Annotated in this window: 17 protein-coding genes and 1 pseudogene; 16 read left to right on the top strand and 2 right to left on the bottom strand. The window is 59.3% G+C overall.

Annotated elements, in window-relative coordinates:
- A pseudogene (locus QD409_RS29260) lies at positions 1–216 on the bottom strand (ATP-binding cassette domain-containing protein); the annotation flags it as partial.
- Positions 217–569: 353 nt separating this feature from the next.
- Between QD409_RS29260 and QD409_RS29255 the strand changes: the two are divergent.
- The 15 genes from QD409_RS29255 (at position 570) to QD409_RS29185 (ending at position 14,170) form a co-directional block, all read left to right on the top strand.
- Entirely contained in the window at positions 570–1,895 is a 1,326-nt protein-coding gene (locus QD409_RS29255; RefSeq protein WP_092852981.1) for an ABC transporter substrate-binding protein, read from the top strand.
- Positions 1,896–1,996: 101 nt separating this feature from the next.
- Positions 1,997–2,965 (top strand): carbohydrate ABC transporter permease, encoded by a 969-nt coding sequence (locus tag QD409_RS29250; RefSeq protein ID WP_208858680.1) that lies wholly within the window; start codon positions 1,997–1,999, stop codon positions 2,963–2,965.
- On the top strand, positions 2,962–3,915 hold the full coding sequence (locus QD409_RS29245) for a carbohydrate ABC transporter permease (protein ID WP_430764380.1): 954 nt from the start codon (positions 2,962–2,964) through the stop codon (positions 3,913–3,915). Before QD409_RS29250 ends, QD409_RS29245 begins: the two co-directional genes overlap by 4 nt.
- Positions 3,912–4,124, top strand: coding sequence for a hypothetical protein (locus QD409_RS29240; RefSeq protein WP_430764379.1), 213 nt, complete (start codon positions 3,912–3,914; stop codon positions 4,122–4,124). Before QD409_RS29245 ends, QD409_RS29240 begins: the two co-directional genes overlap by 4 nt.
- A 3-nt stretch (positions 4,125–4,127) precedes the next feature.
- The gene (locus QD409_RS29235) at positions 4,128–5,225 is read left to right on the top strand and encodes an ABC transporter ATP-binding protein (protein WP_430764378.1); all 1,098 of its coding nucleotides are present in this window, start codon (positions 4,128–4,130) and stop codon (positions 5,223–5,225) included.
- Entirely contained in the window at positions 5,218–6,225 is a 1,008-nt protein-coding gene (locus QD409_RS29230) for an ABC transporter ATP-binding protein (RefSeq protein WP_430764377.1), read from the top strand. The genes QD409_RS29235 and QD409_RS29230 overlap by 8 nt, the downstream gene beginning before the upstream one ends.
- 48 nt (positions 6,226–6,273) lie before the next feature.
- A complete protein-coding gene (locus QD409_RS29225; protein ID WP_430764376.1) occupies positions 6,274–7,911 on the top strand; it encodes a dihydroxyacetone kinase subunit DhaK in 1,638 nt (545 codons plus the stop codon).
- A 27-nt stretch (positions 7,912–7,938) separates the two neighbouring features.
- Entirely contained in the window at positions 7,939–8,553 is a 615-nt protein-coding gene (gene dhaL, locus QD409_RS29220) for a dihydroxyacetone kinase subunit DhaL (protein ID WP_430764375.1), read from the top strand.
- The gene (gene dhaM / locus QD409_RS29215; protein WP_430764374.1) at positions 8,550–8,948 is read left to right on the top strand and encodes a dihydroxyacetone kinase phosphoryl donor subunit DhaM; all 399 of its coding nucleotides are present in this window, start codon (positions 8,550–8,552) and stop codon (positions 8,946–8,948) included. The genes dhaL and dhaM overlap by 4 nt, the downstream gene beginning before the upstream one ends.
- Positions 8,948–9,292 carry an HPr family phosphocarrier protein gene (locus QD409_RS29210; RefSeq protein ID WP_430764373.1) on the top strand — a complete coding sequence of 115 codons (345 nt, stop codon included), beginning with the start codon at positions 8,948–8,950 and terminating at the stop codon, positions 9,290–9,292. The genes dhaM and QD409_RS29210 overlap by 1 nt, the downstream gene beginning before the upstream one ends.
- Positions 9,276–10,856, top strand: coding sequence for a putative PEP-binding protein (locus QD409_RS29205; protein ID WP_430764372.1), 1,581 nt, complete (start codon positions 9,276–9,278; stop codon positions 10,854–10,856). Before QD409_RS29210 ends, QD409_RS29205 begins: the two co-directional genes overlap by 17 nt.
- A gap of 1 nt (position 10,857) precedes the next feature.
- Entirely contained in the window at positions 10,858–11,268 is a 411-nt protein-coding gene (locus QD409_RS29200; RefSeq protein WP_037198054.1) for a hypothetical protein, read from the top strand.
- A 159-nt stretch (positions 11,269–11,427) separates the two neighbouring features.
- Positions 11,428–12,420 (top strand): dihydroxyacetone kinase subunit DhaK, encoded by a 993-nt coding sequence (locus QD409_RS29195; RefSeq protein WP_430764371.1) that lies wholly within the window; start codon positions 11,428–11,430, stop codon positions 12,418–12,420.
- Positions 12,421–13,079: 659 nt separating this feature from the next.
- Positions 13,080–13,382, top strand: coding sequence for a putative quinol monooxygenase (locus tag QD409_RS29190; protein ID WP_430764370.1), 303 nt, complete (start codon positions 13,080–13,082; stop codon positions 13,380–13,382).
- A gap of 200 nt (positions 13,383–13,582) precedes the next feature.
- Positions 13,583–14,170 carry a helix-turn-helix transcriptional regulator gene (locus QD409_RS29185; protein ID WP_430764369.1) on the top strand — a complete coding sequence of 196 codons (588 nt, stop codon included), beginning with the start codon at positions 13,583–13,585 and terminating at the stop codon, positions 14,168–14,170.
- A 519-nt stretch (positions 14,171–14,689) separates the two neighbouring features.
- On the opposite strand, the gene QD409_RS29180 is transcribed toward QD409_RS29185, so the two are convergent.
- Positions 14,690–15,355: a DUF2306 domain-containing protein gene (locus tag QD409_RS29180; protein ID WP_430764368.1), complete on the bottom strand. Its 666-nt coding sequence runs from the start codon at positions 15,353–15,355 to the stop codon at positions 14,690–14,692.
- Positions 15,356–15,405: 50 nt separating this feature from the next.
- Between QD409_RS29180 and QD409_RS29175 the strand changes: the two genes are divergently transcribed.
- Complete coding sequence (locus QD409_RS29175; RefSeq protein ID WP_430764367.1) at positions 15,406–16,074, top strand: TetR/AcrR family transcriptional regulator; 669 nt, start codon at positions 15,406–15,408, stop codon at positions 16,072–16,074.
- The last annotated feature ends 157 nt before the right edge of the window (positions 16,075–16,231 follow it).

The following is a 16,231-nucleotide window of genomic DNA, read 5'->3' as shown; positions in this document are numbered from 1 at the left end:
CTTGATTTCCGTGCGCATCTGAACGCGCAGTTTTGCATCGAGGTTGGAGAGCGGCTCGTCGAACAGAAAGACCTTGGGATTGCGTACGATGGCACGGCCCATAGCGACGCGCTGGCGCTGCCCGCCCGAGAGTTGACCGGGCCGGCGCTCCAAGAGTTCCCAAATATGTAGCGTTTCGGCCGCGCGCTGGATGCGGGCGCCAATTTCAACTTTGGCAAGCTTCTGCTGTTCGAGGCAAAAGGAGATATTCTGGCATCGTAAACTTAACGCCGCGAAGTCAGGAGCTGGGAATGGTGCTTCGGCGCGCGCGCTGGTAGGGCCGGAAGCAATCCGAGCGGCAGAGAGGCGCCTCCGGCAACGACAAGTGGGATCCGGCCGAAGAAGATGGCCGGAGTGCGTCATGTACACATGTGCACTGCAACAACGATTGCCACTTGCAATGTTTATAAAAATGTCTATCACTAAACATATTGCTAAACATGAGAATTGAGGAGTTCATGTAGGCATTCTCTGAAATTGGTGAGCTTGCACGTCGGCGGGGAGCCGGCCTTTGGTTCTGGGAGGAACTTATGCAAACGATATCGAAAGCCCTTGTCGGGCTGGCCTCGGCATTCATCATGTCGTCAGCGCTGCCCAATCTCGCAAAAGCCGACCAACTTACACTCTGCTGGGCTGCTTGGGACCCGGCGAACGCGCTTGTCGAACTCTCAAAAGATTTCACTGCCAAGACCGGCACCGAAATGAAATTCGAGTTCGTGCCCTGGACGAGCTACGCGGACCGCTTCCTCAACGAATTGAACTCCCACGGAAAGCTCTGCGACCTGATCATCGGTGACAGCCAGTGGCTCGGAGGATCGGCGGAAAACGGTCACTACGTCAAGCTCAACGACTTCTTCGACAAGGAAGGCATCAAGATGGATGACTTCGTGCCGGCGACGGTGGTGGGCTACTCGGAATGGCCGAAGAATACGCCGAACTACTGGGCGCTGCCTGCCATGGGCGACGTGGTCGGCTGGACTTACCGCAAGGACTGGTTCGAGCGGCCGGAACTGAAGAAGGAATTCAAGGAAAAGTATGGCCGGGATCTCGCCGCCCCGAAGACCTACGACGAGCTGAAGCAGATTGCCGAATTCTTCCAGAAGCGCCAAATCGACGGCAAAACCGTCTATGGGGCGTCGATCTACACCGAACGCGGCTCCGAGGGCATCACCATGGGCGTGACGAACGTGCTGTACGACTGGGGTTTCCAGTACGACAACCCGGACAAGCCCTATCAAATGGAAGGCTTCGTGAATTCGCCTGACGCGGTGAAAGGTCTGGAATTCTACAAGGCGCTCTATGATTGCTGCACTCCGCCCGGCAGCTCCAACGTCTACATGGTTGAGGCCGCCGATGCCTTCAAATCCGGCCAAGTGGCAATGCAGATGAACTTCGCCTTCACCTGGCCGGGCCTCTACAAGGACGAGAAGGTCGGCGGCGACAAGATCGGCTTCTTCCCTAACCCTGCTGAAAAGAAGCATTTCGCTCAGCTTGGCGGACAGGGTATCTCCGTCGTCTCCTATTCCGGCAAGAGGGACGCCGCTCTGCAGTACATCAAGTGGTTCGCCCAGCCTGAAGTCCAGGCCAAATGGTGGAAACTTGGCGGCTACTCCTGCCTGAAATCGGTCGTGAACGCGCCGGACTTTGCCGCCAGCCAGCCCTATGCTCAGGCGTTCCTGGACTCCATGGCAATCGTCAAGGATTTCTGGGCCGAGCCAAGCTACGCAACCCTCCTCCAGGATATGCAGAAGCGTGTTCATAACTATGTTGTGGCCGGCAACGGCACCGCTCAGGAAGCGCTTGATGGACTGGTCAAGGACTGGTCGGAAGTCTTTAAGGACGACGGCAAGATCTAGTGTCCACCTCGACGCGCAACATTCTTGCCAGAATGGCGGCCCGGATCGCCAAGACTGCCGGGCCGCCAGATGTCTCACATACGCAAAGACCAGGTGACATCTTGAACATTTCCTCTTCATCCGTGGTCGAGAATGCAGCAGACGCGACCGCAAGGGCGACGCCAACATCGGTCGCTCGCCGCGTCCGCGGCCTGTCCGATCGAGCGATCGCCTGGGTGTTCATCACCCCCACCATCATCCTTCTTCTCGCCATCAACATCTTCCCGCTCATCTGGGCTATCTATCTCTCGTTTACGAACTATCGCGCCAATCGTCCAAATGCGCCGGTCCAGAACGTCGGATTGAACAATTACGAGCGTGTCCTGACCGACCCCGACATCTGGCAGGCGATGCAGACGACGGCGCACTTCGTCTTCTGGACGATCCTGCTGCAGACGGTGATTGGCTTCACGCTCGCCTATCTCATCGACCGCAAGTTTCGCGGCCACGCGTTCTGGACGACGCTGATCCTGATCCCAATGATGCTGTCTCCGGCCGTCGTCGGCAACTTCTGGCGCTTCCTCTACGAGCCACAGATCGGCCTCTTCGCCTACGCCGTCTCTCTCGTCACCGGCATCCCGACAGCCAACATCCAGATGCTCGGCAGCGTCTCTCTGGCACCTTGGGCGATCATCATCGTCGATACCTGGATGTGGACCCCCTATGTGATGCTGATATGCCTTGCAGGTCTGCGCTCTATTCCGGACTACATTTACGAGGCTGCCGAGGTCGATCGTGCCTCTGCATGGCGTCAGTTCTGGTCGATCACCGTGCCAATGGCCCTGCCCTTCATCATGCTCGCGGTGTTGTTTCGCGGCATCGAGAACTTCAAGATGTTTGACATGGTCACGCTGTTGACCGGCGGTGGTCCGGGCTCGACCACCGAAGTCGCCTCCATCACGCTAAAGCGTGCTGCCTTCGAGAGCTGGGCAACAGGTCGGGCCTCTGCCTTTGCCATTGTCCTCTTCGTGGCCGTGTTCGGCCTCGCCAACATCTACGTCAAAGCACTCAACAGGGTGAAGCAACGATGAGCTCCGTCACGTCAGCCCATTCGGTCGTAGAGCCGAGCCCAACTAGCAAACGCGTCGCGGGCGCCATCGTGATCCTCTACACCTTGATTACCCTGGTCCCGCTCGTCTGGATTTTCCTGACCAGCATCAAGTCACCGCCGGATTCCATCAGCTATCCTCCCAAGATCGTTTTTACACCGACGCTGGAAGGCTATTGCAACCTTCTGACGACCAGGACGCGCCAGACGCCGGAATACATCGCCTCCCTGCCCGTACCGACCGGCACCTGCGATGAGGTGACCCGCAAGCGAAACATGGTGATTGCAGGCCCCTCCAACTTCCTGCCGCGTTTCGTCAATTCTCTAGTGATCGCCTTCGGCTCGACGTTCCTCGCGGTCTTTCTGGGAACGCTCGCCGCCTACGGCTTCTCCCGCTTCAGGGTGCCGCTTGCCGACGACTTGCTCTTCTTCATACTCTCGACGCGTATGATGCCGCCCATCGCCGTCGCCATCCCGATCTATCTCATGTACCGCGAGCTTGGCCTTTCCGATACGGCGCTGGGTATGATTCTGCTTTATACGGCTGTCAACGTCTCGCTTGCAGTCTGGCTGCTCAAGGGCTTCATCGACGAGATCCCGCGGGAATACGAGGAAGCCGCTATGATCGACGGTTATACCCGGCTGCAGGCTTTCTGGAAGGTTGTCCTGCCGCAGGCAACCACGGGCATCGCCGCCACCGCGATCTTCTGCCTGATTTTCGCCTGGAACGAGTATGCCTTCGCGGCCCTGCTGACATCGGGCGAAGCACAGACGGCGCCACCCTTCATTCCGACCATCATCGGCGAGGGCGGTCAGGACTGGCCGGCGGTCGCTGCGGGAACGACGATCTTCCTCATCCCGATCCTCGTCTTCACTATTCTCCTGCGCAAGCAGCTCTTGCGTGGCATTACCTTCGGAGCGATCCGCAAATGACGCATCTCATCGAAACACTGCGCCCCTCCCGCCCGAAGCGTCCCTTTTTCCTGCGCCGCGGTCCGATGGAGAACATCGCAACCACACTGATTGCGATCGGATTTCTCATGCTCTTCCAGCCGTTCCTGCTGGTTCTCTATACCTATTCGCTGGTAACGCTGCTCGCGGGCACGGCCATGTTCATCATCGTCTCGAAGTTCCCGGAGTGAGCCATGGCGGACATCAGAATCGAAAATCTCCGCAAGCAATTCGGCAGCTTCGTCGCGGTGCAGGATTCTAGCTTCGTCATCCATGACGGCGAGTTCCTGGCACTGCTCGGCCCGTCTGGCTGCGGCAAGACGACGACGCTTCGCATGATTGCCGGACTTGAACTTCCGACCAGCGGCAAGATCCATCTTGACGGCGAAGACGTCACCTTCAATCGCGCCAGTGCCCGGGACATAGCTTTCGTGTTCCAGCTTTTTGCGCTCTATCCACATATGAACGTGCGCAAGAACATCGGCTTTCCCCTGCTCTCCCAAGGCATGCCGAAGACGGAAATCCGCCAGCGTGTCGAGGAAACTGCGCGGCTGCTGCAGATCGATCATATCCTCGACCGATCCGTCTCCGGACTTGCCGGCGGCGACCGCCAGCGCGTGGCTCTCGGCCGGGCGATCGTGCGCCGTCCGAAGTGCTTCCTGATGGACGAACCCCTCGGCACGCTCGACGCTGAATTCCGCGAAGTCATGGTCCACGAACTGCGCGAACTGCACAACCGCATCCATGCGACGACGGTTTACGTGACGCATGATCAGCACGAGGCCATGGCGATGGCCGACAAGATCGCGGTCATGAACCATGGTGTCATTGAACAATTCGGCACGCCGCAGGAAATCTACAGCAAGCCAGCCACCATGTATGTCGCGGATTTCATTGGTTCGCCGCCGATGAATTTCATGCGCTTCACCTCGGGCCTTCAGACGGGAGCACGGTCGATATCGCTTCAAGGTGTCGATGTCAGCATTCCCGAGGTGCAGCAGGACTTGGCGGAAGCCGAACTGGCGCTTGGTGTCAGGCCCGAACATATTCGCTTCAGCGACGCCTCTCCTTTGCGTGGAGCGGTCTACGGCAGCGAATATCTCGGGACCAATCAGGTTGTGGCAATCGAGACGTCGAGCGGCGTCATCAAGGCCCGGGTCCCGGCAAATCGCAACTTTCGTATCGGCGAGACGGTTGGTCTTGAGTTCAACCCGGCCAAGCTCGCGCTGTTCGATTGCAAGTCGGGCCGGGCCATTGCTTCGGCACTTTATTCGGAGACACAGCATGGCTGACGTCGCTCTCAAGGGCCTCAACAAGCGTTTTGGCGATACACAGGCTCTCGCTGATTTGGACCTTTCGATCCGTGACGGTGAGTTCGTCGTCCTGCTTGGGCCAACGGGCGCCGGGAAAACAACGACACTGCGCCTCATTGCCGGCCTGGAGCGCCCCGACAGCGGCCGCATCGAGATAGGCGGCCGCAACGTCGCAGGCGAAGCTCCAGCCGACAGGGACGTCGCATTCGTCTTCCAGCAATATTCGCTCTATCCGCATATGACGGTCTACGACAACCTCGCCTTCCCGCTACGAGCGCCAGTGCGCAAGCTCAGCAGCGAGGAAATCGACCGGCGCGTGCGGGAAATTGCGCGCATGGTCAGGATCGACCATAAGCTGGAGAACCGTTCGACACGACTGTCGGGTGGCGAGATGCAGCGCGTTGCAATTGGGCGGGCGCTGGTGCGCCGTCCCGCCATCTATCTCATGGACGAGCCACTCTCGTCGCTCGATGCAAAGCTACGTGCGGAACTTCGCCTGGAACTCAAGCGGATCCAGAAGGAGCTCGGCTCGACGTTGCTCTATGTAACCCACGACCAGGTCGAAGCCATGACGATGGCGGATCGGATCGGCATTGTTGCCGGCGGAAGGCTGTTGCAGGTCGGAACACCCCGCGAAATCTATGGCAATCCTGCCAGTCTTCATGTCGCTGCCCGTCTTGGCCAGCCGCACATCAACCTATTGCCCACCGATCTTCTTCCTGGCGCCAATCCGCCCCCCGGGACCAAGACGATCGGCGCGCGAACAGAGCATCTCGATATCATCATCGACCCGAACGCCAATGCCCAAATCGACTGGATCGAACACCTGGGAGACCAGAACCACCTGCACATCCAGGTGCGTGATCACAAGCTCGTCACGCTTGCCGATCCATATCTCGCGATCAGGCCAGGTGATCGAATAAGCCTGACGCTGCGCGATCCGCTCTATTTCGACGCCAGCGGCCAGCGCCTCGGATAAGCGACGGAACGAACAAACGCACCAGCACGAAAAGACGGGTCTCACTCCATGAAACATTTCTTCAATCGCCGGGAAACCATCGTTACCGAAGCTCTGGACGGCCTGCTCCTGACAAGCAGCACCGGTCGACTTGCCCGTCTGGATACCTTTCCCGAGATCAAGGTGATCCTGCGCGCGGACTGGGATAAGTCGAAGGTTGCAATCATCTCCGGCGGCGGGGCCGGTCACGAGCCATCGCATGCCGGTTTCGTCGGCAAGGGCATGCTCACCGCGGCCGTATCCGGCGAGATCTTCGCCTCGCCCAGCGTCGATGCGGTGCTGACAGCCATTCGTGCCGTAACCGGCCCCAAGGGCGCTCTCCTGGTCGTAAAAAACTATACGGGTGACCGTCTGAACTTCGGCCTTGCCGCCGAGAAAGCGCGTGCCGAAGGATTCGATGTCGAGATGGTGATTGTCGCCGACGACATCGCAATCCCTGGCATCAACCAGCCGCGTGGCGTTGCCGGTACGCTGTTCGTGCACAAGATCGCCGGCTATCACGCCGAAGCCGGCGCCGACCTGGAGACGGTCGCAGCCCAGGCGGCGGCCGCCGCACACGACATCGTTTCGCTCGGCATGTCGCTTTCGACCTGCAGCCTGCCCGGCCAGGCGCATGAAGATCGGCTTGGCGCCGACGAAGGCGAACTCGGCCTTGGCATCCACGGCGAGCCAGGGGTGGAACGCATTGTGCTGCAGCCCGTTGCCGATCTGGTGGCCACCATGATGAACCGGTTGGCCGCCAAGATTGAGGAGGCAGAAGACTATGCGCTTCTGATCAACAACCTTGGCGCGGTGCCACCGCTCGAGATGGGCGTTATCGCCAATGCCGTGCTGTCCTCACCTCTTTCCGGCCGTGTTCAACTGATCGTCGGGCCGGGACCGATGATGACCGCGCTCAACATGAACGGCTTCTCACTTTCACTGATCCGGCTGGATGCCGCTCGCGAAGCCGCACTGAAGGCTGCGGTCCAGCCGCATGCCTGGCCGCCGGCCACCGAACGGCACGAGATCGCCATTGTTCCTGCACCGCGAGTATCCGCGCGGCATGCAGCGAGGTCGGCCAGCGACGACGATCGGAATCGTCGCTTATTGACAGCGCTTTGCGAGCATCTGATTTCCCTCGAGGCCGAGCTGAATCGCCTGGATAGCCGCGTCGGCGACGGTGACACGGGTTCCACCGTGGCGACAGGAGCGCGCAGTATTCTTTCCCGCATCGACACGCTGCCGCTGAAGGATCCTGCTGCCACCATGGCCTCGATCGGTGAGATCCTGAGTACGAGCATGGGCGGCTCGAGCGGCGTGCTGCTCTCAATCTTCTTTACGGCCGCGTCCAAGGCCATGGCGGAGAAGGCTGATTTAGCTATCGCTCTGCTTGCGGGGCTCGATCGGATGACGTTTTATGGAGGGGCTGGCGTCGGCGACCGCACGATGGTCGACGCACTGGCGCCAGCGCTCTCTGCCTTGACGTCAGGTGATGTCGCGGCAGCGGCAAGGGCTGCGGCAGCCGGCGCCGAGTCGACGAAGGCAATGCGAAAGGCAAAGGCCGGCCGCGCTTCTTACGTTGGAGAGAAGGATCTGGAGGGAGTACCGGATCCGGGTGCTGTGGCTGTCGCAAACGTATTTAAAGTTGTAGCGTCGCTGACATAGCTGGCGCTGCTGCTGGGAGGGTAAGAGGTGCACGCGGAACCAGTTCTTCTTGCGGGATTGATTGAAGTTTGCCGTGCGACGATTGCGGCAAACAGCGATCATCTCTGCGCACTGGATCGCGCAATCGGTGACGGCGATCATGGAACCAATATGCGGCGCGGCTGTGAGGCGGTTAGCGCCGAAGAGGCCGCGGTTTCAAGCCTTCCCCTGCCTGACGCGCTGGAAAGGATGGGCCTGACGCTGGTGATGAGCATAGGCGGAGCGGCCGGCCCGCTCTACGGAACGCTGCTAATGGAAATGGGACGCGAGCTTCGCAAATCGGATCAAGGACAGGACTTTTCCTCGGCGTTAAAGCAGGCCATTGATGCCGTTGCGCGTCGCGGGCGTTCGCACCCTGGAGACAAGACCCTGCTCGACGTGCTGTACCCTGTGCAAGACGCACTTGCGCACCGCTCGCCATTGACAGATATCGGGCGTCGGGCGGAGCTTTCCGCTGGATGTACCGCCGCCATGAAGGCCATGCGCGGCCGGGCAGCCTATCTTGGAGAGCGTTCGATCGGCCACGTTGATCCAGGCGCATCGAGCTGCGCTCTTCTGACAATTGCTATCTGCCGTTACCTTGAGGAGCATCGCCCGGCATGAGTGTGAAAGCCCCAAACGTCGGGATTGTGATCGTCTCCCACTCGCCGCTGGTCGCGCGAGGCACGGCCGACATGGTGCGGCAGATGGTGGGCGACAGCGTGCCGCTCGCCTGGTCGGGCGGCAATAGTCACGGAGAGCTCGGCACGGACGCGGGCGGTATCCTAACGGCCATAGAGGCGGCCTGGTCAGAGGCAGGAGTCGCCGTGTTCGTCGACCTTGGCGGGGCCGAAACCAACAGCGAGATGGCCATCGAAATGCTTGGTTTGCCGCGCGCAAAGCTCATCTCGATCTGCAATGCTCCAGTGGTGGAAGGGGCGGTCATCGCGGCTGCCGAGGCCTCCGGCGGGGCGTCGCTGGCAAAGGTTGTGGCGACAGCAGAGGAATTGTCACCCTGATGAGCAGCGGATTGCGCATAGGAAACCGGGAGGCCGAACACGTGCATGCCAGTTGCCAGACGGAGGTCGAAGTGAAGCACGGGGTAGGCTTACACGCCCGCCCCTCGGTGACGTTCACGCGGCTGGCAAAGTCGTTTCCCTGCTCGATCGAAGTCGCGGTCAATGGCAGCGACGTCTGGCTGAATGGCAAGAGTATCATCAAGATCATGGGTGCCAGGATCCGCAAGGGATCCATGCTGAAAATCCGCGCCGACGGAATCCTAGCAGAAGAGGCAATCCGGGCACTGAAGGACCTCATCGAGCGCAACTTCGATGAAGAAAAGAAACATGGCCGCACCGCTTAGATTGAAAGCTACGAGCGCCTCTCCGGGGGTCGCATCCGGGCCGGCCTATATCGGGGAACTGCCGACCGCCGCTGCCCCGTCACAATCGGCCGTTTCGGGGCACGCAGAGCTGGCAATGGCCATCGAAACCGCTATCGACCAGCTTCAGAACCTTGCCACGGGCACGGACGCAGAAGGCGGCGACATCATCGATTTTCAGCTCGAAGTGCTTCGTGATCCGACGATCGCCGAAATGGCAGCCGCACGTATCGATGCGGGCGAGAATGTCGTATTCGCGTGGGTCGGGACACTTGACGGGCACATCCGTGAACTGGAGAGTGCTGAAGAAGAACAGATGCAGGCACGCGCCGTCGATATTCTGGACATCAAAAATCGCGTGCTGGCGGCGCTGACGGGTACGCCGGTAAAGGACTTTCCAGCCGGATCTATCTATGTCGGCAAGGACATGGAGCCCAGCCGTTTCCTCGCACATGACTGGTCTGCAGGCGGCGGCATCGCGCTCTACGCCGGCAGTGCCGCGGGCCATGTCGCCCTTCTTGCCAGATCGCGGTCGGTCCCAATGGTTATCGGCGCGGGACGTTTCGTCACCGCTGGCGGCCAACATATACGCGTTGATGGCGATGCGGGCGTGATCGTCCTTCAGATGGACAAGGAGGGCGCAGCGCCAATCCAACCCGAGCTTACAGCATCAAGCACAGTGCCGGCTGAAGACAACGGGATGCTGCAGACAGCAGATGGCGCGCAAATTCTGTTGTCTATCAACCTCAACGCCCCCGACGAACTCGACGGGATCGCGGCAGCGACGGCGGCTGGCATCGGATTGATGCGCTCCGAATTCGCAGTAATGTCACTCTCGGATGCCGCAAACGAAGAAAAGCAACTCGCCATCTACCGCCGCGTCCTTGACTGGGCGGACGGCAGATCGGTGACGATCCGCATGCTTGATGTCGGTGGCGACAAGCCGCTTTCCGGCCTCACGACTTCGTCCGAATTGCGCGGCATCCGCCTTCTTCTTGCCCGGCCTGAGATTGCGCGCGTTCAAGTACGTGCGTTGTTGCGTGCAGCCATCTTCGGCAATCTGCGCGTCATGCTGCCGATGGTGACTTTTCCGTCGGAAGTCGATGATATGCGGCAGATCTTTCGAGAAGAGGCGGCCGAGCTTGCGCGCCGGGGCGTGCCGCACCGCCTGCCTTCGATTGGCATGATGGTGGAAGTGCCGGCCGCCGCGCTGATGCTCGAGCAATTCGAAGGCGCGGACTTTTTTTCATTCGGCACCAACGATCTTGCGCAGTATCTCGCCGCCTCGACTCGCGAAGATGCCGATTTCGCCGCGCACCGCGAGAAGACCGCGCAGGCTGTGCTGCGCCTGCTCGCTTATGCCGTGAAACTTGCCGGCAGCAAACCGCTCAGCATCTGCGGCGACATGGCCGGCGATCCGCACCTGACAGCTGAGCTGCTCGCCGCCGGCATCCGGCATTTTTCCATGGCGCCGGCTCAACTTCCCGCGATAAGATCGGCCATCGTCGGTTTGAATGCCGACGGGACAAAGGCAGCCGGAGAATAAGATGGCGCGCGAAGAAACCGAAGACGCCATTATCGCCTACAAGTCAATTCTGGCGCAGATCATCGACAACCGACCTTCCGGAACCCGTCAGCGGCTGGCTACGGAACTGGGTAAGCATCGTAGCTTCGTCACCCAGATAACAAGCCCGACCTATGCGACGCCTCTTCCTGCGCGGCATCTTGCGACGATCTTCCGGGTCTGTCATGTCAGCGCCGCCGAACAGGAGCGTTTTCTGGAGGCCTACCAAAATGCGCATCCCGGTAAACTGCCTGAGCTTGGCGCCTCGGAAAAACTGCGGCATCTTTCACTCATGGTCCCTGATTTCGGCGACGAGCGGCGCAACCGGCTGCTGGAGGAAGCAATCGCCGATCTGGTGCAGAAGATTGCCGCAATTTCCGGACCACCGGAGTGAACGGCGTTGCGCTTGGAGCAATTCCAGGAAAAGTGCTAGGCGGTTTTCCGTCCGGGATTGCGAAAATACAAAAAAGATAGAGCGGATCAGCGTTCCGTGAAAAGCTGATCCGCTCTGGTGCGACAAGACTGAGACGATTATCGCCTTGGGAGGGGCTTGATGAAGAAGTTCATCAACACGGCAGAAACCATGGTCGCCGAAAGCGTCGAAGGCTTTGTGCGCGCCCATGAGGAGTTCGTTGTGTTCGGCGTCGACCGCAAAATTATCCGCCGTCGCCACATGGTTCCGGGCAAGGTTGCGATCATATCCGGCGGCGGCGCGGGCCATGAGCCAATGCACATAGGCTTCGTCGGCCGCGGCATGCTCGATGCGGCTTGCGTCGGACATATTTTCACGTCTCCCACGCCGAGCCAGATCGCAAGCGCCATCGAGGAAGCGGACACCGGAGCCGGATGCGTGCTGGTGGTGAAAAACTATGACGGCGACGTCATGAATTTCGAAATGGCGGCAGAGATGGCATCCGGCCGCCACAAAATTGAAACGGTGATCGTCGGCGACGACATCGAAACGGCAAGGACAGGCGACGGGCGCGGCCGCCGTGGTATCGCCGGTACTGTGATCGTAGAGAAGCTTCTTGGCGCCGCGGCCGAACGAGGCATGACGCTCGCCGAACTGAAAGCGCTCGGCGATAATCTTGCTCCACGCATCCGATCGATGGGCGTTGCCCTTACTGGCGTGGCGGTCCCGCACACGCAGCGCACAACTTTCGCGCTCGGACCAGGCGAAATGGAAATGGGCGTCGGCATTCACGGCGAGCCGGGCCACTCGAGGGAGCCCTTCTCCAACGCCGACACGATCGTCAGGCATCTGAGTGAAACGGTCTACAATGACATCGCCCGAGCCGCCGGCAAGACGCTGCTTTTCGTCAACGGACTTGGCGGCACGCCACCAGCCGAACTCTATCTCGCCTACAACACTGCCCACCAGTTCATGGTCAACCACGGCCTGCGGATCGAGCGCTCGCTTGTTGGCACTTATGCCACGTCGCTTGACATGCAGGGCCTTTCCGTCACGCTCGCTTTCCTTAGTGACGAGGAATTTTCCTTGTGGGATTCGCCTGTTGCAACCGCCGCGTTGCGCTGGGGATGCTAGGCGCGTCCATTTTGATCGAGGTCATGGTTGCCGCGAAGTCGACCTGTCTTAGGAGGCGGATTCGCTCCGACTCCAATACGCGTGTGGTCATTTTTGAACACTCAGCTCGAGTTGCAAAGCCAGACTACGGCCAATCGACACCGATTTGTCTTCGCTGAGACCCAATCCGGGGAATTGCCGCCAAAATCCCTATCCCAAACCGCGATGCCGCAGCTTGCGCGGACATTCCGCTTGCCGAACTCGCAGGAACATGCGTCGCTTTCCATTTATTTCCGGTCTTCCTCACATTGCGTGGTTAACAGACCGTTAGTAATGACGCCGATATGGGCAGGCATGCGAACGAAATGGTCGCCCGGTCCGGGCATTAATGTGCAGAGCGTCGTATCGAGCGATGAAGGCAAATGGGTTGTGTCTGCTTGCGGGCCAGCGTCTGGCATATGCCCAGAGTGCCGACATCAAACCAGAAGTCGGCGCGGCTGGTCCTACCGCAGTCTTCAGGACCTGCCGATCCAAGGTAATGTATTGTCTTAGCTTGTGGCGTCCCGATCAGACATGAATTGCTTCTGTCAGTTAGAAGCGCATATTTGACCGATGCGCGGCAGCCAATAATTACAATGTTGGGCTAACCTTCGGAGAGTTAAAGGCAAGGAGATACTCAAATGCTTATCGCGATCGTCGACTTTATTGTCGCTCCCGAAAACCGTGACGCGGTCGTGGCGCGGTTGCTTCAAGACAGTGAGGCCATCCGTGCCATGGAGGGAAACCTCGCGTTCAGTCCCTATGTCGATCCCGTCAATGAAAAGGCGGTTCGCATTTGGCACGAGTGGCGGGATGTTGAGCATTTCCGGGCCTATACTGCGTCGGAGATATTTAAGCAGCTCGGTCTCGTGCTGCGCCCACTGATGAAGGCACCGCCTGTTAGCCGACGGATGATATCAGAAGTTCTTGAGACGATCGCCTGAGGTACATGCTGATGGGTCAAACAGCCGAAGCCTACAGCGTTGCTCGGCTGTTTCCACCGACCGACAGGGCTGAATTCCGTTTCGGCCGGCATTACTTGCTTTACTGCACGGCGGGTACAATGCGCCTCGAGGCGGAGGGCAAAGTCTGGTCATTGCCCCCATCGCGGGCGGCCATCATTGCCGCTGGGAGGAGTATTCATGTGACCTTGCCACAGGCCGTGATGGCCTGTTCTGTGCTCTTCGATCGAACCTTCATTCCCGCCCCGGCCGAGGCGCTCACTGTAATCAACATGAGCCCGCTCGCGCGCGAGCTGATCCTCGCCTGCCGCAGTTGGACTGATGTCAATAAGCCGCTCGATCCCTATGCTCGGCAACTCTTCGCGACCTTAGCCGCAGTCGCCAGCCAACTCGCCGCCACACCGTCTAATGCCGCCATGCCGCTACCGCGCTCGAGCGGCGTTGCCGCAGCCATGCGACTGACCGAGCAGCAGATGGCCGAAGCGCCGGACTTTGCCTCGATCGCGCGCGACGTGGCCTTGACCGAGCGATCACTTGCCCGGCATTTCTCCGACGAAATGGGCATGACCTGGCGGCAGGCACTGCGCCGGCTACGCATCATTCGGGCCATGGAACTTCTCGGAACGAACAATACCACTATCACTCAGGCGGCGTACACCGTCGGCTACGCGTCGCTATCGGCATTTAACGCCGCATTTCTAGAGATCAGCGGCCAGACACCGACGGCCTACCGTATCGGAATACAGGGCGCCAGCCTGCCGCACGCCTAGCTGGCGCGGTGTTGCTTTCCGCAACACTCTGACCCATATTTCCATCTGACGTTAATCCATTCAGTCGCGGAGATGCCATTGACGAATTGGCGACATCTATAACTGAGCGGGGTTACCGCGAAATGCAAAACTGGGTGAAATCGCGACGCAAATGAACAGATTACTGGCTATTACGGCTTTCCGCGATTCAGGCCGATGTCCAATACCTCGATTTTCTACGCACGGTTCGTAGTGGCCATGAGAACGTTACGACCCAAAATGTACAAATCGTGGCACAGACCTATTTCAGACCAGAGAAATTCTGGAAACTGGAAGCGTTGCCTGGATCCCCGTGCTCCACGGTAGATTCGCATGTCAATATTGCGAGCGGCGACCACGGATAATTCTATCTCGAGTAAGTCGCGCAGCAATCCGGGGCAAATCGTTCGGTACGACGCAGGCCTATAATTTCGAACAACGAGCTACAAATACGCTCCGCATAGACTAGGTGAACCGTTTGGTGCCGTGCACGCCAGATAATCACAATGCCGTCATCTCGCCATCTACCGTCGCGGGCGCCATGGGGCGACGCAATGCTTCCGCTATCGAATAGAGGGCCACGACAATCACGTTCGGAATCCAGGAGGTGTAAGCAAGCCATACCGACATTGCCGAGTAAGTGGGGTATCCCAGAGCGAACCCGAGGGGAATTTGCAGCCGCAACGTCACCGCGCCAAACGTCATCGCGTAGCTGAACCGCATCAACAGGCGATGCAGCGCGTATTGGCGTTGCACTGCGGCACGCCATGCGCCGAGCGTTGTACCGAGCCAGAGTACCGCTAGAATGCCGAAGCCAAGCCCCGCGACCGGGCCGCCGGACGCATATGGCGAGGCAGCCAATCCTCCGGTTCCTGCAACCACGCAAGCTGTGACATAGACACGACCCGACCAGCGATGTGCTTGCGGATATTTTGCGCGCAGCCCCGGAATGAACTGGAAGGGGCCGAGAAGGAGGGCTATGGGCGCGATCAGCATATGCATCAGCGCCTGGATGGGCACGTGTGCAATGACGGTGCGGATTTTTGGATCAACATCAAGCCAACGATCAACCAGCACGCCGTAGTAGCGAAGCGAATAAAGCGCGACGCCTGTGGCCAGTAATATCATGATTGCGCGAAACGATGGCGCGAAATACTTCCCAACCATGAACTTGCTCGCTATGATCTTAACGGTGTTTAATTACGATAGGACATGATTTGAACAGTGTCAAGATCAAGCCCGACCGACAGCAGGCGGCCAAGTCGGTCAGGAAGACCTATCATCACGGTGACCTGCGACGTCAGCTTATCGCCGCGGCGGAGCAAGTTATTGTGGAACGCGGCGTTGACGGCTTCACTCTGCGTGAGGCGGCGCGCCGCGTCGGCGTTTCGCCCGCCGCCCCATCACACCATTTCAAGGACGCCAAGGGACTGCTCACGGAAGTGGCGCTGCTTGGCTTCCGTGACTTCGGAGAGGCATTGGCGGCCGCTGACAAGCGAGGTGGTCAGGATCCGATGCGGCGGCTCAACGAACAAGGGATTGCTTATGTGCAGTTTGCACTCAAATTTCCGGCACGTTTTCAGCTCATGTTCCGCGTCGATAAGCACGACCACACCAATGCCGAATTCGTGCGCGTTTCCCAGGAGGCCTATTGCATACTCGAAAACGCGATCCGCGCCGCCACCGGCACCCCAGCAGATCGGCCGCTAGGCCCTGACGGCCAGGGATTACTGGTCGCCGTATGGTCGATGGTGCACGGCTACTGCCATCTCGCATTTGGCGGAGAACTTAACAATCCTGCGCGCGGGGGCGGAAATACGGACGTGATTCTCGAGTCCCTTTTGCCTTTGATGCTCAAATATCTGCCGTTGCCAATCAAGAAATGAGATCTTCGCGGTATTGATTTCCATCGCCTGGGGGCGGCCGATCGCGGTCTGCCAGAAGTCACTTTGGAGGGTTCATCCTCAATTTCTGTGGTCAACAGAGTGTTAGCGCCGCGCTTGCTATCTACGGGGATGCCAACGCAATTGAGATGGTCAGCCG

It is taken from the genome of Rhizobium sp. BR 315, from assembly GCF_050577975.1.
GTDB lineage: Bacteria > Pseudomonadota > Alphaproteobacteria > Rhizobiales > Rhizobiaceae > Rhizobium > Rhizobium miluonense.
Note: the sequence above shows the minus strand (reverse complement) of the source record. Positions and strands in the feature narration are given on the sequence as shown.

Coding starts and splice junctions, on each gene's coding strand:
- QD409_RS29225 (WP_430764376.1), top strand. CDS start 6,274: ATGAAACATTTCTTCAATCGCCGGGAAACCATCGTTACCGAAGCTCTG.
- QD409_RS29245 (WP_430764380.1), top strand. CDS start 2,962: ATGAGCTCCGTCACGTCAGCCCATTCGGTCGTAGAGCCGAGCCCAACT.
- QD409_RS29180 (WP_430764368.1), bottom strand. CDS start 15,355: ATGGTTGGGAAGTATTTCGCGCCATCGTTTCGCGCAATCATGATATTA.
- QD409_RS29235 (WP_430764378.1), top strand. CDS start 4,128: ATGGCGGACATCAGAATCGAAAATCTCCGCAAGCAATTCGGCAGCTTC.
- QD409_RS29190 (WP_430764370.1), top strand. CDS start 13,080: ATGCTTATCGCGATCGTCGACTTTATTGTCGCTCCCGAAAACCGTGAC.
- QD409_RS29255 (WP_092852981.1), top strand. CDS start 570: ATGCAAACGATATCGAAAGCCCTTGTCGGGCTGGCCTCGGCATTCATC.
- QD409_RS29205 (WP_430764372.1), top strand. CDS start 9,276: ATGGCCGCACCGCTTAGATTGAAAGCTACGAGCGCCTCTCCGGGGGTC.
- QD409_RS29230 (WP_430764377.1), top strand. CDS start 5,218: ATGGCTGACGTCGCTCTCAAGGGCCTCAACAAGCGTTTTGGCGATACA.
- dhaM (WP_430764374.1), top strand. CDS start 8,550: ATGAGTGTGAAAGCCCCAAACGTCGGGATTGTGATCGTCTCCCACTCG.
- QD409_RS29240 (WP_430764379.1), top strand. CDS start 3,912: ATGACGCATCTCATCGAAACACTGCGCCCCTCCCGCCCGAAGCGTCCC.
- QD409_RS29200 (WP_037198054.1), top strand. CDS start 10,858: ATGGCGCGCGAAGAAACCGAAGACGCCATTATCGCCTACAAGTCAATT.
- QD409_RS29210 (WP_430764373.1), top strand. CDS start 8,948: ATGAGCAGCGGATTGCGCATAGGAAACCGGGAGGCCGAACACGTGCAT.
- QD409_RS29195 (WP_430764371.1), top strand. CDS start 11,428: ATGAAGAAGTTCATCAACACGGCAGAAACCATGGTCGCCGAAAGCGTC.